This is a genomic window from Nonomuraea sp. 3N208 (assembly GCF_052245935.1).
Taxonomy (GTDB): domain Bacteria; phylum Actinomycetota; class Actinomycetes; order Streptosporangiales; family Streptosporangiaceae; genus Nonomuraea.
In genome coordinates, this window is record NZ_JBQQBR010000036.1 from 88,476 (window position 1) to 102,237 (window position 13,762).

At 71.2% G+C, this 13,762-nt stretch carries 16 protein-coding genes; 8 read left to right on the forward strand and 8 right to left on the reverse strand.

The window, feature by feature from the left end:
* Positions 1-12: 12 nt before the first annotated feature.
* From ACTWPT_RS42415 to ACTWPT_RS42430, 4 genes are read left to right on the forward strand one after another with little or no spacing between them, the layout of a single operon-like run.
* Positions 13-900 carry an ABC transporter ATP-binding protein gene (locus ACTWPT_RS42415; RefSeq protein WP_443183196.1) on the forward strand — a complete coding sequence of 296 codons (888 nt, stop codon included), beginning with the start codon at positions 13-15 and terminating at the stop codon, positions 898-900.
* Positions 897-1,616, forward strand: coding sequence for an ABC transporter permease (locus ACTWPT_RS42420; protein WP_443183197.1), 720 nt, complete (start codon positions 897-899; stop codon positions 1,614-1,616). Before ACTWPT_RS42415 ends, ACTWPT_RS42420 begins: the two co-directional genes overlap by 4 nt.
* A gap of 6 nt (positions 1,617-1,622) precedes the next feature.
* Complete coding sequence (locus ACTWPT_RS42425) at positions 1,623-2,708, forward strand: sensor histidine kinase (RefSeq protein ID WP_443183198.1); 1,086 nt, start codon at positions 1,623-1,625, stop codon at positions 2,706-2,708.
* A gap of 26 nt (positions 2,709-2,734) precedes the next feature.
* Positions 2,735-3,340: a response regulator transcription factor gene (locus ACTWPT_RS42430; RefSeq protein WP_443183235.1), complete on the forward strand. Its 606-nt coding sequence runs from the start codon at positions 2,735-2,737 to the stop codon at positions 3,338-3,340.
* Positions 3,341-3,344: 4 nt separating this feature from the next.
* Here ACTWPT_RS42430 and npdG read toward each other — a convergent pair whose 3' ends face one another.
* Entirely contained in the window at positions 3,345-3,998 is a 654-nt protein-coding gene (gene npdG, locus ACTWPT_RS42435; RefSeq protein WP_443183199.1) for an NADPH-dependent F420 reductase, read from the reverse strand.
* Positions 3,999-4,195: 197 nt separating this feature from the next.
* Positions 4,196-5,338 carry a lipase family protein gene (locus ACTWPT_RS42440; protein ID WP_443183200.1) on the reverse strand — a complete coding sequence of 381 codons (1,143 nt, stop codon included), beginning with the start codon at positions 5,336-5,338 and terminating at the stop codon, positions 4,196-4,198.
* A gap of 175 nt (positions 5,339-5,513) precedes the next feature.
* Here ACTWPT_RS42440 and ACTWPT_RS42445 point away from each other — a divergent pair, with 175 nt between their 5' ends.
* A complete protein-coding gene (locus tag ACTWPT_RS42445) occupies positions 5,514-6,092 on the forward strand; it encodes a hypothetical protein (RefSeq protein WP_443183201.1) in 579 nt (192 codons plus the stop codon).
* Positions 6,093-6,136: 44 nt separating this feature from the next.
* On the opposite strand, the gene ACTWPT_RS42450 is transcribed toward ACTWPT_RS42445, so the two are convergent.
* Positions 6,137-7,093: a LysR family transcriptional regulator gene (locus tag ACTWPT_RS42450; protein WP_443183202.1), complete on the reverse strand. Its 957-nt coding sequence runs from the start codon at positions 7,091-7,093 to the stop codon at positions 6,137-6,139.
* A gap of 73 nt (positions 7,094-7,166) precedes the next feature.
* Between ACTWPT_RS42450 and ACTWPT_RS42455 the strand changes: the two genes are divergently transcribed.
* Positions 7,167-7,424, forward strand: a complete 258-nt coding sequence (locus ACTWPT_RS42455; protein ID WP_443183203.1) for a CBU_0592 family membrane protein — start codon at positions 7,167-7,169, stop codon at positions 7,422-7,424.
* Complete coding sequence (locus tag ACTWPT_RS42460; protein ID WP_443183204.1) at positions 7,421-8,065, forward strand: cyclase family protein; 645 nt, start codon at positions 7,421-7,423, stop codon at positions 8,063-8,065. The genes ACTWPT_RS42455 and ACTWPT_RS42460 overlap by 4 nt, the downstream gene beginning before the upstream one ends.
* On the opposite strand, the gene ACTWPT_RS42465 is transcribed toward ACTWPT_RS42460, so the two are convergent.
* Positions 8,062-8,265 carry a hypothetical protein gene (locus tag ACTWPT_RS42465; protein ID WP_443183205.1) on the reverse strand — a complete coding sequence of 68 codons (204 nt, stop codon included), beginning with the start codon at positions 8,263-8,265 and terminating at the stop codon, positions 8,062-8,064. The two genes, ACTWPT_RS42460 and ACTWPT_RS42465, sit on opposite strands and share 4 nt — an antisense overlap.
* 5 nt (positions 8,266-8,270) lie before the next feature.
* Between ACTWPT_RS42465 and map the strand changes: the two genes are divergently transcribed.
* Positions 8,271-9,119 carry a type I methionyl aminopeptidase gene (map, locus tag ACTWPT_RS42470; RefSeq protein WP_443183206.1) on the forward strand — a complete coding sequence of 283 codons (849 nt, stop codon included), beginning with the start codon at positions 8,271-8,273 and terminating at the stop codon, positions 9,117-9,119.
* Between the two features lie 30 nt (positions 9,120-9,149).
* Here map and ACTWPT_RS42475 read toward each other — a convergent pair whose 3' ends face one another.
* From ACTWPT_RS42475 to ACTWPT_RS42490, 4 genes are all read right to left on the reverse strand, one after another.
* On the reverse strand, positions 9,150-9,542 hold the full coding sequence (locus tag ACTWPT_RS42475; RefSeq protein WP_443183207.1) for a sensor histidine kinase: 393 nt from the start codon (positions 9,540-9,542) through the stop codon (positions 9,150-9,152).
* 210 nt (positions 9,543-9,752) lie between these two features.
* A complete protein-coding gene (locus ACTWPT_RS42480; RefSeq protein WP_443183208.1) occupies positions 9,753-11,729 on the reverse strand; it encodes a cytochrome c oxidase assembly protein in 1,977 nt (658 codons plus the stop codon).
* Positions 11,726-12,349, reverse strand: coding sequence for a copper resistance CopC family protein (locus tag ACTWPT_RS42485; protein WP_443183209.1), 624 nt, complete (start codon positions 12,347-12,349; stop codon positions 11,726-11,728). Before ACTWPT_RS42485 ends, ACTWPT_RS42480 begins: the two co-directional genes overlap by 4 nt.
* A gap of 47 nt (positions 12,350-12,396) precedes the next feature.
* Positions 12,397-13,680 carry a helix-turn-helix domain-containing protein gene (locus ACTWPT_RS42490; protein ID WP_443183210.1) on the reverse strand — a complete coding sequence of 428 codons (1,284 nt, stop codon included), beginning with the start codon at positions 13,678-13,680 and terminating at the stop codon, positions 12,397-12,399.
* Between the last annotated feature and the right edge of the window lie 82 nt (positions 13,681-13,762).

The window sequence follows — 13,762 nt, forward strand, 5'->3', positions numbered from 1 at the left end:
ATAGTCGGAGGCATGACAGCGATCCAGGTTGCCGGGCTCAGGAAGAGCCACCAGGGCTTCGAGGCGGTAAAGGGCATCTCGTTCGAGGTGGCCGAGGGGGAGATCTTCGCGCTGCTCGGCAGGAACGGCGCGGGCAAGACCACGACGGTCGAGGTGCTGGCCGGCTTCCAGCGGGCCGACGGCGGCAGCGTCCGGGTGCTCGGGCTCGACCCGTACGCCGGCCGGGCGGCGCTCCGGCAACGCACCGGCATCATGCTGCAGGAGGCCGGCTTCTTCCCCGACCTGACGGTCGCGCAGACCGTCGACACCTGGCGGGACTTCACCGCCGCCCCCCGCCCGCGCGACGAGGCGCTCGATCTGGCGGGGCTGACCGGCCGGGCGGGCACCAAGGTGCGGCAGCTGTCCGGCGGCGAGAAACGCCGGCTCGACCTGGCACTCGCCCTGCTCGGCCGGCCCGACGTGCTGTTCCTCGACGAGCCGACCACCGGCATGGACCCGGAGGCCCGCAGGGCCACCTGGGACGTCGTCCTCGACCTGGCCGCGCAGGGCACCACGATCCTGCTCACCACGCACTACCTGGAGGAGGCCCAGCGCCTGGCCTCCGCCATGGCGATCATGGACGAGGGCGTGATCGTCGCCTCGGGCGGGATGGCCGAGACGCTCGCGGGCCGCACCGGGCGGGTCGCGTTCCTGCTGCCCGCGGGCGTGGACCCCGGCGACCTGCCGCTGCCGGCCACTGTGGAAGCCGGACACGCGGTCTGCCGCGCCGAGGACCCCGACCTGGCCGCACAGACGCTGCTGACCTGGGCGGCCGGACGCGGGCTGCGGCTGGCGGGCCTGGAGGTCCGCACCGCCACGCTCGAAGACCTGTTCCTCGACCTGCCGGGGAGGACGCGATGAGCCTGGCCGCCACCTACCGTCTCGGCACGCGCCTGTTCTGGCGCGACAAGGCCATGCTGTTCGCCTCGGTGGTGACACCTGTGGGGCTCGCGGTCGGGATGCCGCTGCTCATGCGGCACGTGACGACCGCCGGCGTGCCCGCCGCCACCACGATCTTCCAGGGCACGCTCGCCGTCCTGCTGTCGATCACCGCGTTCATGAACATCGCCGTCGCGCTGGCCAACCGCCGCGACCAGCTCGTGCTCAAGCGGCTGCGGGCGAGCGAGCTGACCGACACGCAGATCCTGGCCGGGCAGATCGCCTCCACGGCCACGCAGACCATGGCCATGATCGTGATCTGCACGGTGGCCGTGCGCCTGGTCGCCGACGTCCCGCTGCCTGCCGACCCTCTGGCGTTCGCGGCCGTCACCGCCGCGGGCTCGGCCGTGTCGTCGCTGCTCGGGGCCGCGTACACGGCCGCGATCCCGCGGGCGGAGCTGGCTGCCGCGTACACCATGCCGGTCTTCCTGGTGTCCGGGGTCGCGGCGGGCGCGATGGGCCCCATCCCGCTGCCGTCCTGGCTGGAACCCGTGCTGGAGCTGCTGCCCACCACGGCCGTCGTGAACGCGGTCAAGACCGGGGACCTGGCAGGCCCCGTCGTAGTCCTCGCGGCCTGGGCGGTCGCCGGGCTGGCCGCGATCAGACTGTGGTTCCGCTGGGAACCGCGCCGGTCATAATCGACTGTGCTCTCGACCTCGGCCAGGCGGCTCGCCGGCGGCCTCATCGCGGCCGTCTCCGTCGCCTACACCGTGATCGCGCTGCTGTACTTCCTGTACAGCCCCCTTTACGGCGCGGCGGCCGGCCTTCTCATCGCCGCCGTCGTCGCCACACACCAGCTCAACATGCGGGCGGGTCTGCGGGGCGAGCGCCCGCGGCGCTTCCCGCTCACGCTCGTGCTGCAGGCGGTGGTCACCTACCTGCCCGACTTCCTGCTGCCGGGCGGCTGGTCCGCGGTGGCCGCGCCGCTGCTGGCCGGGACCCTGCTGGTGTTCCTGCCGCTGCGCTGGGGCGCGGCGCTGGTCGGGGTGATGATGCTGTACGAGGGCGCCGCGCTGTCGATGGTCGTCCCGGTCCCCGTGGTCGTTGCCTTCTACGTGGTCACCGTGCCCACGACGGGCGCCATGACGTACGCGCTGGTCCGCTTCGTCCGCGTCACCGCAGAGCTGGAGCAGGCCAGGGCCGCGCTGGCCGACGCCGCCGTGCTCAAGGAACGCCAGCGTATCTCCCGCGACCTGCACGACGGCCTCGGCCACAGCCTCACCGCGATCGCGCTCAAGGGCGACCTGGCCTCCCGGCTCATGGACCGCGACCCGCCGTCGGCGCGTGCCGAAGTGGCCGAGGTGGTGCGGGTGGCCAGGGAGGCGGCCCAGGACGTACGCCGGGTCGCCAGGGGGTATCGGGCCATGTCGCTGGCGGGCGAGGTGGACCGGGCGGCGGCGCTGCTGGAGTCGTCGGGGGTCGGCTGCCAGGCGCATCTGGCCGACCTCGTGCTGCCGCGGCGCTCGGAGGAGGCGCTGGCCTGGGCGGTACGGGAGGCGGTCACCAACGTCCTGCGCCACAGCAGGGCCACCACCTGCACGATCACGACTTCGATGAGCGGCCGGGCGGTGCGGCTGGAGGTGGCCAACGACGGCGCCCCGCCGGAGACCGACCCGCCCGGCGGCGGGCTCACGGGCCTGGCGGAACGCGCCGCGCAGGCAGGCGGCGCCTGCACCGCCGCCGCGACCGGCGCGGGCGGCTTCCTGCTGGCCATGGAGGTTCCGGCATGATCACGGAGCGCCGGGGAGACCGCAGCATGATCAGAGTGCTGCTCGCCGAGGACATGCACATGATCCGGTCCGCCCTCACCGCCCTCCTCCGCCTCGAGCCGGACATCGAGGTCGTGGCGGCGGTCACCCGCGGCGACGAGATCGTGCCCGCCGCCCTGGAGACCCGGCCCGACGTGGCGATCGTGGACATCGACCTGCCGGTCGTGGACGGCATCACCGCCGCCGCCACGCTCCGGGGGCGCCTCCCTGCCTGCCGGATCCTGGTGCTCACGGCCCTCGGCCAGCCCGGCCAGGTACGCAGGGCGCTGGCCGCCGGCATCGAGGCCTTCCTCGTCAAGGACGCCCCGGGCGACCGGCTGGCGGACGCGGTCCGGCGTACCGCCGCGGGGCTGCGGGTGCTGGACGCCGAGCTGGTGTCGGCGGCCATGGAATACGGCGAGAGCCCGCTCACACCCCGGGAGTCCACGGTGCTCAGGGAGGCCGCCAGGGGCGCGTCCGCCGAGGAGATCGCCGCCCGCCTCCACCTGTCCCCCGGCACGGTACGCAACTACCTGACCGGGGCGATCACCAAGACGGGCGCCCGCAACAAGATCGACGCCATCCGGATCGCCGAGGACGCCGGCTGGCTGTGATCTGTCAGATGTCCGTGATGCGCAGGCCCGCGTGGGCCTTGTAGCGGCGGTTGACGGAGATGATGTTGGCCGTGAGCGCCTCGATCTGGTGGGCGTTGCGCAGCCGGCCGCCGTACACGCCGCGCACGCCCGGAATGACGTCCGCCAGCGCCTGCACCGTGTCGGTCGCCTCCCGGTCGTCGCCCAGCACCAGGATGTCCAGGTCCACCTTGTCCACCGCCGGATCCATCAGCACGACGGCCGACACGTGGTGGAAGGCCGCCACCACCCGGCTGTCCGGCAGCACGGCCGCGGCCTGCTGGGCGGCGCTGCCCTCCTCGATCGGCAGCGCGTACGCGCCCTGCTTGTCGAACCCGAGCGGGTTCACGCAGTCCACCACGATCTTCCCGGCCAGCTCAGCACGAAGGGACTCCAGCAACGACTTGTGTCCCTCGTACGGCACCGCCACGATCACGATGTCGGCCTGGGAGGCCACGGCGCCGTTCTCACCGCCCGTGGCGCCCGCCCCGATGGACTCGGCCGCGTCCTGGGCGCGCTGCGCGCTGCGCGACCCGATCAGCACCTGATGGCCCGCCAGCGCGAACCGCCGCGCCAGCCCCTTCCCCTGGTCACCGGTGCCGCCGAGGATGCCGATGGAAAGCCCGTTCACGTCAGTCATAAGCCGCATCATGCCAGCACCCCGCTCCCACCCCATCGCCGCCCACACCCTCCGCCACCGCCCGCCGCCTTCCAGCGCCCGGCCTGCGCCGTGCGGCGCCGGCCCGTCGCCAGCAAGATGATCGGCCACTCAACACCGGCAACACCGGCAAGCGACAGCCGGGCCCAGGACGGGCCCGGCTGTGCGATCGCAGGCCGCTAGCAGTTGCCGAACGCCGGCAGCCCGAGTATCCGCAGCGTCAGCCACTCGATGGCGAGCGGCCCACCCTCAATGGCCCCCGTGACGTGATCAGGCGCGGGCAGCGCCGTCCACCGTACGTTCACCCCGGCCCGGCAGTACTCCGACCGCAACGTGGACCCCACCGCGAGCGGGATGATCTCGTCACCCCTGCCGTGGTAGAGGAACATCGGCACCCGCGGCGCCACCGCCCCGAGCCGGTTCTCGGCCAGCCGCGCCAGCCACTTGGGCTGGTTGAGCAGGTCGATCGGGCTCAGGTCGGAGAAGCGGAGCCCGGCGAGCCTGCCGAGGTCCCCCACACAGTCGTCGGCGGCGTCGGCGAGCAGCGCCCGGCCCCGGTCGTTGAGATCGGCTTCGAGGTCGAGCTCGGGGTAGGCGGCGTCGAGCCCGACCCCGGCGGCCGCGGCCAGCCCGAAGTTCTCGCCGCCGTCCAGGTGGTTCGCGACGGCGCGCAGGTCGGCGGGCACGCCGCCCGCGGCCACGCCCCTGAGCCTGAGGTCGGGCGCGTACGTCGGCTGCAGTTGAGCGGCCCACCCGGCCGACGCGCCGCCCTGGGAGTAGCCCATGACGGCGACCGGAGCCCGGGTCGACAATCCGGCGGCCGGCACGCGCATGGCGGCCCTGATCGCGTCGAGCACGGCGTGCCCCTGCGAGATCCCGGCCATGTACGTGTGCTGCCCCGGCGTCCCGAGGCCTTCGTAGTCGGTCACGACCACGGCGAACCCCTTGAGCAGGAACAGGCTGACCAGCGCGAGCTCGGCCTCCCTGCCCTCGCTCATGCTGACGGACGGGGCGCACTGGTCGCCGAGGCCGTGCGTGCCGGTGGCGTACCCGATGATCGGGCGCGCGCCGAGCGGGTAGCCGCTCTTGGGCACGAGCAGCGTGCCGGACACCGCGTTGAGCGCGCCCAGGGCGGAGGAGGAGTTGTAGAGGATGTGCCAGGCGTTGACCGGCACTTCGAGCAGCTTGCCTGGCAGGAGGTAGACGGTGGTGGGTTGTGCGGAGACCACGGTTCCCGGCGTCGCGGCGCGGGCCGGGGTCGTAATGAGGGACATGATCAATAACAGGATCACGGACACGCTGACGCGGACACGTAAGTTCATGTGCCGCCCCTCTCTCCCTGAGGATCACCGACTTGGGACGGCGGCGCCGCGAGCCGATCGTTACCCGAGGGTAACTCCATGTCAAGGCCCGAAATGACGAGAAGACACAGCTTGTGTAAATACATCACTTGCGAAACAACTCCCCCGGGCGGAGCCGTCAGGCACCATGGAACCCATGGACTCAGGATCGGTAGCCCTCCTCCGCGAGCTCCTGGCCCAGACCGGCTGGCTCGAACGCGCCCGCGAGCTGGGCAATGCCTTGCGCGCCACCCGCTCCCCCGGCGGCCTGCTGCTGGTGGGCACCCCGGACGACGAGCCGTGGCACCTGACCGCGCACCTCGGCGACGAGGCCCGGTTCGCCGGCCTGCCGCAGCTGACGCCCACTCTGGTGCGCTGGGCGCCGCCCGCCGACGCGCCCGCCCATCTGCGCGTCGGCCTCGACCGGCTGGAGCGGGCGGCGCGGGGTGAGACGTTGTTCGTGCTGTCGGAGCAGCAGGCGCCGGTGCCGCTGCTGGAGCGGGTGAACGACGCCCGCCACACGGGCGCGACCATCCTGGCGATCGAGAGCGGCGACTCGGAGCTGGCCGGTCTGGCGCACGATGCGATCGCGGTGCCACGGGATGGGCTGGTGACGTTCGACGGCGCGCAGCACCTGGTGAGCGCGGCGGCCGGGGAGGTGGAGCAGCGGCTCGGCCTCCGCGCCCGCCTGGCCCGCCTCCTGGAAAAGGTCAGCGGCCCCCAACTGGCCGACTGAGCCTCAGCCCCGCTACGCCGCCAGGCGCCGACCGGCTCGGACGGCTACGAGTCGAGCGGCTCGGGGGTGCGCAGGCGGCCGCTGAGCGGCGTCTCCAGTGCCGCCGTGGCCTCCTCGATCGCGCCTATCACCACGGCCTGCACCGGGTCCGGCTCCCCCGATCTCGTACGGCTGACCCGGGTCACGGCGTCCAGCCGCCGCGCGCCCACGTCCCGCAACTCGCTCACCCGTACCTCGCCTTCTGGCACGTCCAGGAGGGCCAGGGCCGGCACGATCGCCACCCCGTGCCCGGCCGCCACCAGCGACAGCGTCGGCCCGAACTCCGTGATGACGTGCACCCTGCGCGGCTCGAACCCGTGCAGCCCCGCCAGCCGCTCCAGCGCCTGCCCGGTCGCCTGGTTCGGCTCCCCGGCCACCCACGGCACCTCCGTCAGGTCGGCGAAGGCACGCGGCGGTTCGGGCCAGTCGGGCGGCAACACGATGCGGTACTCGTCCACGTAGAGCAGCCGCGTGCTCAGCGACGGCTGCGACAACGCGGGCGCGCCCATGTCCTGCTCGGTGATCAGCACGTCCACCACGCCCATCCGCAGCTCCTGCAGCGCGGGCTGGCCATAGATCTCGTGGATGCTCGGCGTGATCTTGGGATGGCGTACGGCGAGCTCTCGCATGGCGGGCACCAGCACATGCTTGATCACCGTGGGGAACGCGGCGATGCGCACGGGCCCGGCCAGGCGCTCGGTGAACCGGGTGAGCTCCCGCCTGGCCTCCAGCAGCTCCTCCTCCACCCGTTCCGCGTACCCGGCCAGCACCCGCCCGGCCGGGGTGAGCGAGACGCTGCGCTGGGAGCGGTCGATGAGCGCCAGCCCCACCTCCCGCTCGAGCTGCGCGAGTTGCTGGGACACCGCGGAGGGCGTCAGGTGGAGCGCCTCGGCGGCCCGCATCACGCCGCCGCGGCGGGCGACCTCGTGCAGGACGCGAAGTCGCCGAGGATCAATGTCCATGCAGGTCAGCTTACGTCCACCTTTAGCAATCTTTATTTGTGCTTTAGCGCCAAGAATCCGGACAATGGCGGACATGGATCTCCTCCTCGCCGCCATCGGCTGGGCAGGCGCGGCCGTACTGCTCATCGGCTACGCTCTCGTCTCGTCGTCCCGCATCTCCGGGGACGGAGTGGCGTACCAGCTGCTCAACCTCTTCGGCGCCGTCGGCCTCATGGTCAACAGCGCCTACAGCGCCGCCTGGCCGTCGGCCGGCCTCAACCTCGTGTGGGCCGCGATCGGCGTGGTGGCCCTGGTCAAGCTCGCGCGCGTACGAGTAGGAGTGGCGCAATGATCGTCGAGCTCAGTCACCGCATCTTTGATGGCATGGTGACATATCCCGGCATTCCCGCCCCGACGCTCGGCGCGCACCTCACCAGGGAGGACTCCCGCGGGGTGTACGCGCCGGGTACGGAGTTCCACATCGGCATGATCACCCTGGCCGCCAACACCGGCACCTACCTGGACACGCCCTACCACCGCTACGCCGACGGCCCCGACCTGTCCCAGGTGCCGCTGACCAAGCTCGCCGACCTCCCGGGACTCGTCGTACGCGCGCAGGGACCGCGGGAGGTGGTCCTGGACCAGGGCCTGAACGTACGCGGCAAGGCCGTGCTGATCCACACCGACTGGGACCGCCACTTCGGCACCGACGCCTACGCCCAGGGCCACCCCTACCTGGCGCCGGAGTCGGCCAAGTGGCTGGCCGAACAGGGCGCGGCGCTGGTCGGCATCGACTCGCTCAACATCGACGACACCCCTCCGCACGGCGAGCGCCCCGCCCACACGATCTTGCTACAGGCGGGGATCCCGCTGGTGGAGCACCTGACGGGCCTGGCGGAGCTGCCCGGCGAGGGCTTCCGCTTCCACGCCGCGCCACCGATGATCGTCGGCATGGGGACGTTCCCCGTCCGGGCGTACGCCATCGTGCCCTAATCGTCGTCCTGGTCGGCCTCGTCCCATGCCTTGTTGCGCTCGGCGGCACGTTGCAGTGCCCCGGCCGCCTCCTGCTCGGAGGAGTAGGGACCCATCCGGTCCTTGTTGGGGCAACCCTGGTCGGGCTCGACCCGCATGTGCTTGAGGCAGAACCACCATTGGCCATCGCTCACGTGGTCAATTCTGCCCCGTACACTCATGGTTCATGACGACATTGCTCCAGCCCGGGCGAGTTTCGCCCGTGCGGAAGGTCCCCGCCCACATCGTGCGGCCGGAGTACGTCGGCAAGAAGCGCCCCAAGATCGGCGAGTCCGACGTGAAGACCCCTGAGATCATCGAGCGCATGCGCGTGGCGGGCAGGATCGCCGCCCGGGCGCTCGAGGAGGTGGGCAAGCACGTCCAGCCGGGCGTCACCACCGACGAACTCGACAGGATCGGACACGAGTTCCTCCTCGACCACGGCGCCTATCCCAGCACGCTGGGCTACAAGGGCTACCCCAAGTCCCTGTGCACCTCGATCAACGAGGTGATCTGTCACGGCATCCCCGACGACACCGAGCTGCGTGACGGCGACATCGTCAACGTCGACATCACCGCCTACATCGGCGGCGTGCACGGCGACACGGACGCGACGTTCCTGGTCGGCGAGGTGGACGAGGAGTCGCGGCTGCTGGTCGAGCGCACCCGCGAGGCGACGATGCGCGCCATCAAGGCGGTCGCCCCCGGCCGGCAGCTCAACGTGGTAGGCCGGGTCATCGAGGCGTACGCCAAGCGCTTCGGCTACGGCGTCGTCCGCGACTTCACCGGCCACGGCATCGGCACGAGCTTCCACTCCGGCCTGATGGTGCCCCACTACGACGACCCGACGCTGCGGGTGGAGCTGGTGCCCGGCATGACGTTCACGATCGAGCCGATGCTCACGCTGGGGACGATCGAGTACGACATCTGGCCGGACAAGTGGACCGCGGTGACGAAGGACCGCAAGCGCACGGCCCAGTTCGAGCACACGATCGTGGTCACGGAATCGGGCAGCGAAATCCTCACTCTCCCGTAGTCACCCCCGCCGTGGCAGGAGCAGGCACTCTCAGTGACGTTGTGTGGGCACCACTCCGGTGATCGTGGTGCCCTCCCCGAGCACGCTGTTGACCGACAAGGTCCCTCCGACCTCGGCGAACGCCGCCCGCATCCGCGCGATCCCCCGCCCCGTCCCCGTCGCGGGGAATCCTTGGCCGTTGTCGCTGACGGTCATCCGCAGTCCGCTCTTGCCTACCGTCACGGCGATGGACACGGTCCTGGCCCTGCTGTGCTGCTCCACGTTGTCCAGGGCTTCGCGGATGGTGGTCATGACGCTGCTGAAAACGCGGGATGGAACGTCGGTGGCCGGCAGCGCCCAGGTCTCAACGGCGATCCCGGTGCGCCCCGACCATTCGGCGAGGTAGCTCTCGAGCGCCTCGGCCAGGCTCTGCCCCCCGCGCATGCGTGTCTCTTCCGACAATGGTTCTCGCCTTCCTCGGCACCCCGGGCCGGCGCCGGTCCCCACTCCGGCGCGCTGTTGCTGGCGGTGCGCAATCCCCCCTCAAGGCCTGCGCTCGCTAGCTGACGAGGTTATGCCCGTCTGCCCTGGAAGAAAGGCTACCTGGCCATCCTGAGACTTGTAGTTGGAGGATAGAAGGGCATGGCCGAACGGCTACTCGCCCTTGTCAGCACGGTTGAGACGGGCGAGATAGGCGTTATAGGAGTCGAGTTCTGGATCTCCGGCGCCCGCCCGGTCGGCCCTGCGGTCGGCGCGCCGCGCCTGCCGGGAATCGTCTTTGTACCACTGCACGGCGATGGCCAGCAGCACGATCAGCGTCGGGATCTCGCCGAACCCCCACGCGATGGCGCCCCCGTCCTGCTGGGTCTGCAGCAGGGTGTTCCCCCAGGTGCGGCCGAGTTGCTCGTACCAGCCGGAGGCGATCACCGTGCCCGTCATCATCAGCGCGATGCCGAAGAACGCGTGGAACGGCATGGTGACGAAGAGCATGAGCAGCCGCCCGACGTACGGGAGCCGGTTGGGCCCGGGGTCCACTCCGACGATCACCCAGAAGAACAGGCACCCGCTGATCAGGAAGTGCAGGGTCATCCAGATGTGCCCGAGGTGTTCGGTCATGGCGGACTCGAACAGCGGCGTGAAGTAGAGCGCGTACGTCGAGGCGATGAAGATGGACGTGGCGACGACGGGATGCGTGACGACCTTGGTGAACCGGCTGTGCAGGATCGTCGTGATCCATTCCCGTGGCCCTCGGTCGCCTTTCCTGGCGGCCGGCTTGAGCGCGCGCAGGGCCAGCGTGACGGGCGCGCCGAGGACGAGGAAGATCGGCACGATCATGGAGAGGGTCATGTGCTCGACCATGTGGATGTCGAACATGACCTGGGCGTATCTGGCCAGCCCGCTCTGCGTGGCGAACACCAGCAGCGCCACGCCGGCGAACCAGGAGACCGTGCGTCCCGGCGGCCAGCGGTCGCCGCGCCGCGCGAGCCTGCGTACGCCGAGCCCGTAGAGACCGGCGAGCACGGCGGCGACCACGGCGAAGAACAGGTCGAACCACCACAGGGTGAACACGTTTCCGAGCGTGATCTCCGGCGGGAGGGGAAAACCGAGCAGGTCGAAGGCCCGGTCAGCGGGGGCGACGAACTCGGGCGGCGGGGTGCGCGACAGCGCGACGGCCAGCCCGACGGTGGCGAGCATGAGCAGCGTCTCGCCGCCGGCCAACCGGGTGAACGCCCGGGGCTTGCCGGACTCGAGCTGGGCCAGCGTGCGCCCCCTGTGCCAGTAGCCCACGTAGCCGAGCAGCACGAACGCGACGATCTTGGCTACGGCGAGCACGCCGTATTCGGAGGTCCACAGGTCCGACACCGCGCCCAGCCGCGCGACCAGGCTGAACACCCCCGACAGCCCCACGCCGACGTAGCACCACAGGGCCATCCTGGAGAACCGTGCGGCTGCCACCTCCAACTGGGGCTGCCGGCGCAGGGCGTGGGCGGCCAGCACGACCAGGCCGCCCACCCAGAGGGCGAGCGCCAGCAGGTGCAGCGCCACCGCCGAGGTGGCCAGGTCGTGGTTGGGCGAGGAAGATGAGTGCCCGGTGAGCGGCACCGGCAGCAACGTGACCAGCGCGAACGCCAGCAGCCCCGCCGCGGCGCCCGCGGTGATCGCGCCCCGGGAGAACAGCGCGATCGCCACGCCGAACAGCACGACGAGCGTCAGCGCCACGCCCTGCGTGGTCTGGGTGGCGTAGCTGCTGAGATAGGCGCCGTCGAGGATCTGGGGCACTGTCCGGCCCAGGGAGTCGGCGACGCCGAACACCACGCCGAGGAACGCCGCCCCGGCCCAGGCCAGCGCCGCCCAGGAGGCGGCCTTGACATACTGGAGCGCGGGCTTGCCGAGCATGCCCTTGTCGCCCGGCAGCAGCATGGCGGCCATCAGCAGCAGCCCGACGGTGAGCAGGCCGAACAGATCCATGAGCAGCTTGGACAGCGGCAGCCCCCACCGGACGACCGCGCCGGCGTCGGGCAGCCCGGGGATGATCCTGGGGAACGCCCTGCCTCCGGCGATCATGCCGATCGCCAGTGCGACGACCGCGGCCGCCGCTCCCGCGAGCGCGAGACGCGCCGCCCTGCTCATGGCTTTCTTCTCCGTGCGCTGAGGAGGAAGCCGATGCCGATGCCGACGAGCCCGCCGATCACGACGATCAGCCAGACGGGGAAGGTGGCGTCCTGCGTGGCCGACGCCTGGTCGGCCGCCGGCGACGACTGCGCCGCGGGCGCGGAAGGGGCGCCCCCGGTCGCCGCGGACGTCGCGGACAGCGTCGCCTCACCGGTCCCGGACGGCGCCGCGCTGGGGGACGTGTCGCCGGATGGCTCGGGGCTCGCAGACGGCTTGGCGCCCTTGACCGTGAACGGGATCTCCCCCTCGATCGGATGCCCATCGGACGACACGACCCGATAGGCGATCGTGTATTTCCCGTCCGGCAGTGGCCCCTTCACCGCCTGCGTCACGACCTTGCCGTCCAGCTGGGGCTCGCCGGCCTGCCGCGGGGTGTCGCCAGGCCCGCGCACAATGACGAACGGCATGCGGACCTTGGCGGTGAACTCGAGCTCGACCTCGTCCAGGGCCTCGACTGCGGCCCCCTTGGCCGGGTTGCTGCTCTTGAGCGCGTCATGCGCCAGCGCCGGACCGCCGGCGCCGAGCACGAGCAGGGCGGCGAGTATCGCGGTGAGTGCCGCGAGCGGGGATGTCTTCATGGCATCCTCAAGGCTACCGACGCCACTGCCCGGTCCGGACCGTGGTGCTACAACCCCACGCAGGCCAGCGCCCGCTGGTATGCCTCCACCGTGCCGTCGGCGTCGCCCAGCTCCTCCATGCTCTCGGCGGTGGCGTACCAGGTGGCGGCCGAGCGGCGGGCGTCGGGCAGCGGCGTCAGCCACTCGCGCACGGACGCCACGTAGGCGGCTGCCTCGTCCGCGCGGCCGACGGCGTTGTAGACCTTGCCGAGCAGCAGGTTGGCCTCGGCACCCAGCGCGTGCCCGAACTCGGGGAGCAGGTCTCTGCCGAGCGTGGCGTGCTTGACGGCCTGGTCGTAGTCGCCGGTCAGGAATTCGGCGAGGGCCAGATCCACATTGAGGTAACCGCGGTCGATCGTGCTCGTCGAGGTCTGCTCGAACTCGGCGACCGCCGCGCGCAGCGCGTCGCGGACGGACTCGGCCTCGGCGGGCCGGGCCTTGAGCCGCCTGCGCAGGTACGCCAGGCGCATCCTGGCGACATTGCGCGGATGGCCGTTCTCCAGCTGCACCGCCAGCGCGCGCTCGGCGAACGACAACGCCTCCTCGACGTGGCCGGTGGCGTAGGCGACGGCGGAGGCGTTCCAGTTGGCGGCCACGATCGAGCGGGGCGTGCCGAGCACGTCGGCCGCGTTGAGCAGCTCGGCCGCGAACTGGCGGGCGCGCAGGAGGTCGCCGCGCTCCACATAGGCGGCCAGCAGGGTGGCGGCCAGCTCGACGAGCGAGTCCGACCAGGACAGGCGGGCGTTGCTGGTCAGCATCTGTTCACCCACCTCGACGGCCTCGGACAGCCGCTGGCTCTCGCGGTAGACCCGGCAGAGCACCATGGCGAGCTCGATGCTGCGCTCGACGGGCAGCTGCTCCTCCCGGAGCTGCAGCAGGATGGCGGTCGCCTCCGCGAGATCGCCGCCGGCCTCGGTGGCGAGGGCCAGGCCGAACTCGGTCTCCTGGCGGAGCGCGGTGAGCCCCGTCAGGTTGGCGTTGGCCAGGAGCTCGGCGAAGCGGTTGCGGGCCTCGCTCACCTCTCCGTTCTCGAGCGCCAGCCGTGCGTAACCGAGGGCGAGCTCGATGTCCTCCATCTGCTCTGCGGTCACGCCGTTGATCAGATAGGAGAGCGAGCAGTCCAGTTTCTGGGCCAACAGCTCCAAGACCGCCGGGGTCGGGGTACGCTTGCCACTCTCGATCAACGAGACGTAACTGTCCGACAACTCGGGATGCGCCAGCTGGGCCTGTGACAGGCCGCGTTGTCGCCGAACCGTCTTAATACGGAGTCCGACCAGGTCAGATGTGGTCACAGCCGTCGCTCCCTGAGAAGATGAAGTCCGAGCAACTACATAGGCGAGGGAGAACCCCCATGCGTATGCGCATTGCCCTGTC

What these genes read in the sequence shown, in the direction of transcription:
- ACTWPT_RS42415 (WP_443183196.1), top strand. Translation starts at nt 13, where the DNA reads ATGACAGCGATCCAGGTTGCCGGGCTCAGGAAGAGCCACCAGGGCTTC.
- ACTWPT_RS42420 (WP_443183197.1), top strand. Translation starts at nt 897, where the DNA reads ATGAGCCTGGCCGCCACCTACCGTCTCGGCACGCGCCTGTTCTGGCGC.
- ACTWPT_RS42430 (WP_443183235.1), top strand. Translation starts at nt 2,735, where the DNA reads ATGATCAGAGTGCTGCTCGCCGAGGACATGCACATGATCCGGTCCGCC.
- npdG (WP_443183199.1), bottom strand. Translation starts at nt 3,998, where the DNA reads ATGACTGACGTGAACGGGCTTTCCATCGGCATCCTCGGCGGCACCGGT.
- ACTWPT_RS42440 (WP_443183200.1), bottom strand. Translation starts at nt 5,338, where the DNA reads ATGAACTTACGTGTCCGCGTCAGCGTGTCCGTGATCCTGTTATTGATC.
- ACTWPT_RS42445 (WP_443183201.1), top strand. Translation starts at nt 5,514, where the DNA reads ATGGACTCAGGATCGGTAGCCCTCCTCCGCGAGCTCCTGGCCCAGACC.
- ACTWPT_RS42450 (WP_443183202.1), bottom strand. Translation starts at nt 7,093, where the DNA reads ATGGACATTGATCCTCGGCGACTTCGCGTCCTGCACGAGGTCGCCCGC.
- ACTWPT_RS42455 (WP_443183203.1), top strand. Translation starts at nt 7,167, where the DNA reads ATGGATCTCCTCCTCGCCGCCATCGGCTGGGCAGGCGCGGCCGTACTG.
- ACTWPT_RS42460 (WP_443183204.1), top strand. Translation starts at nt 7,421, where the DNA reads ATGATCGTCGAGCTCAGTCACCGCATCTTTGATGGCATGGTGACATAT.
- ACTWPT_RS42465 (WP_443183205.1), bottom strand. Translation starts at nt 8,265, where the DNA reads ATGAGTGTACGGGGCAGAATTGACCACGTGAGCGATGGCCAATGGTGG.
- map (WP_443183206.1), top strand. Translation starts at nt 8,271, where the DNA reads ATGACGACATTGCTCCAGCCCGGGCGAGTTTCGCCCGTGCGGAAGGTC.
- ACTWPT_RS42475 (WP_443183207.1), bottom strand. Translation starts at nt 9,542, where the DNA reads ATGCGCGGGGGGCAGAGCCTGGCCGAGGCGCTCGAGAGCTACCTCGCC.
- ACTWPT_RS42480 (WP_443183208.1), bottom strand. Translation starts at nt 11,729, where the DNA reads ATGAGCAGGGCGGCGCGTCTCGCGCTCGCGGGAGCGGCGGCCGCGGTC.
- ACTWPT_RS42485 (WP_443183209.1), bottom strand. Translation starts at nt 12,349, where the DNA reads ATGAAGACATCCCCGCTCGCGGCACTCACCGCGATACTCGCCGCCCTG.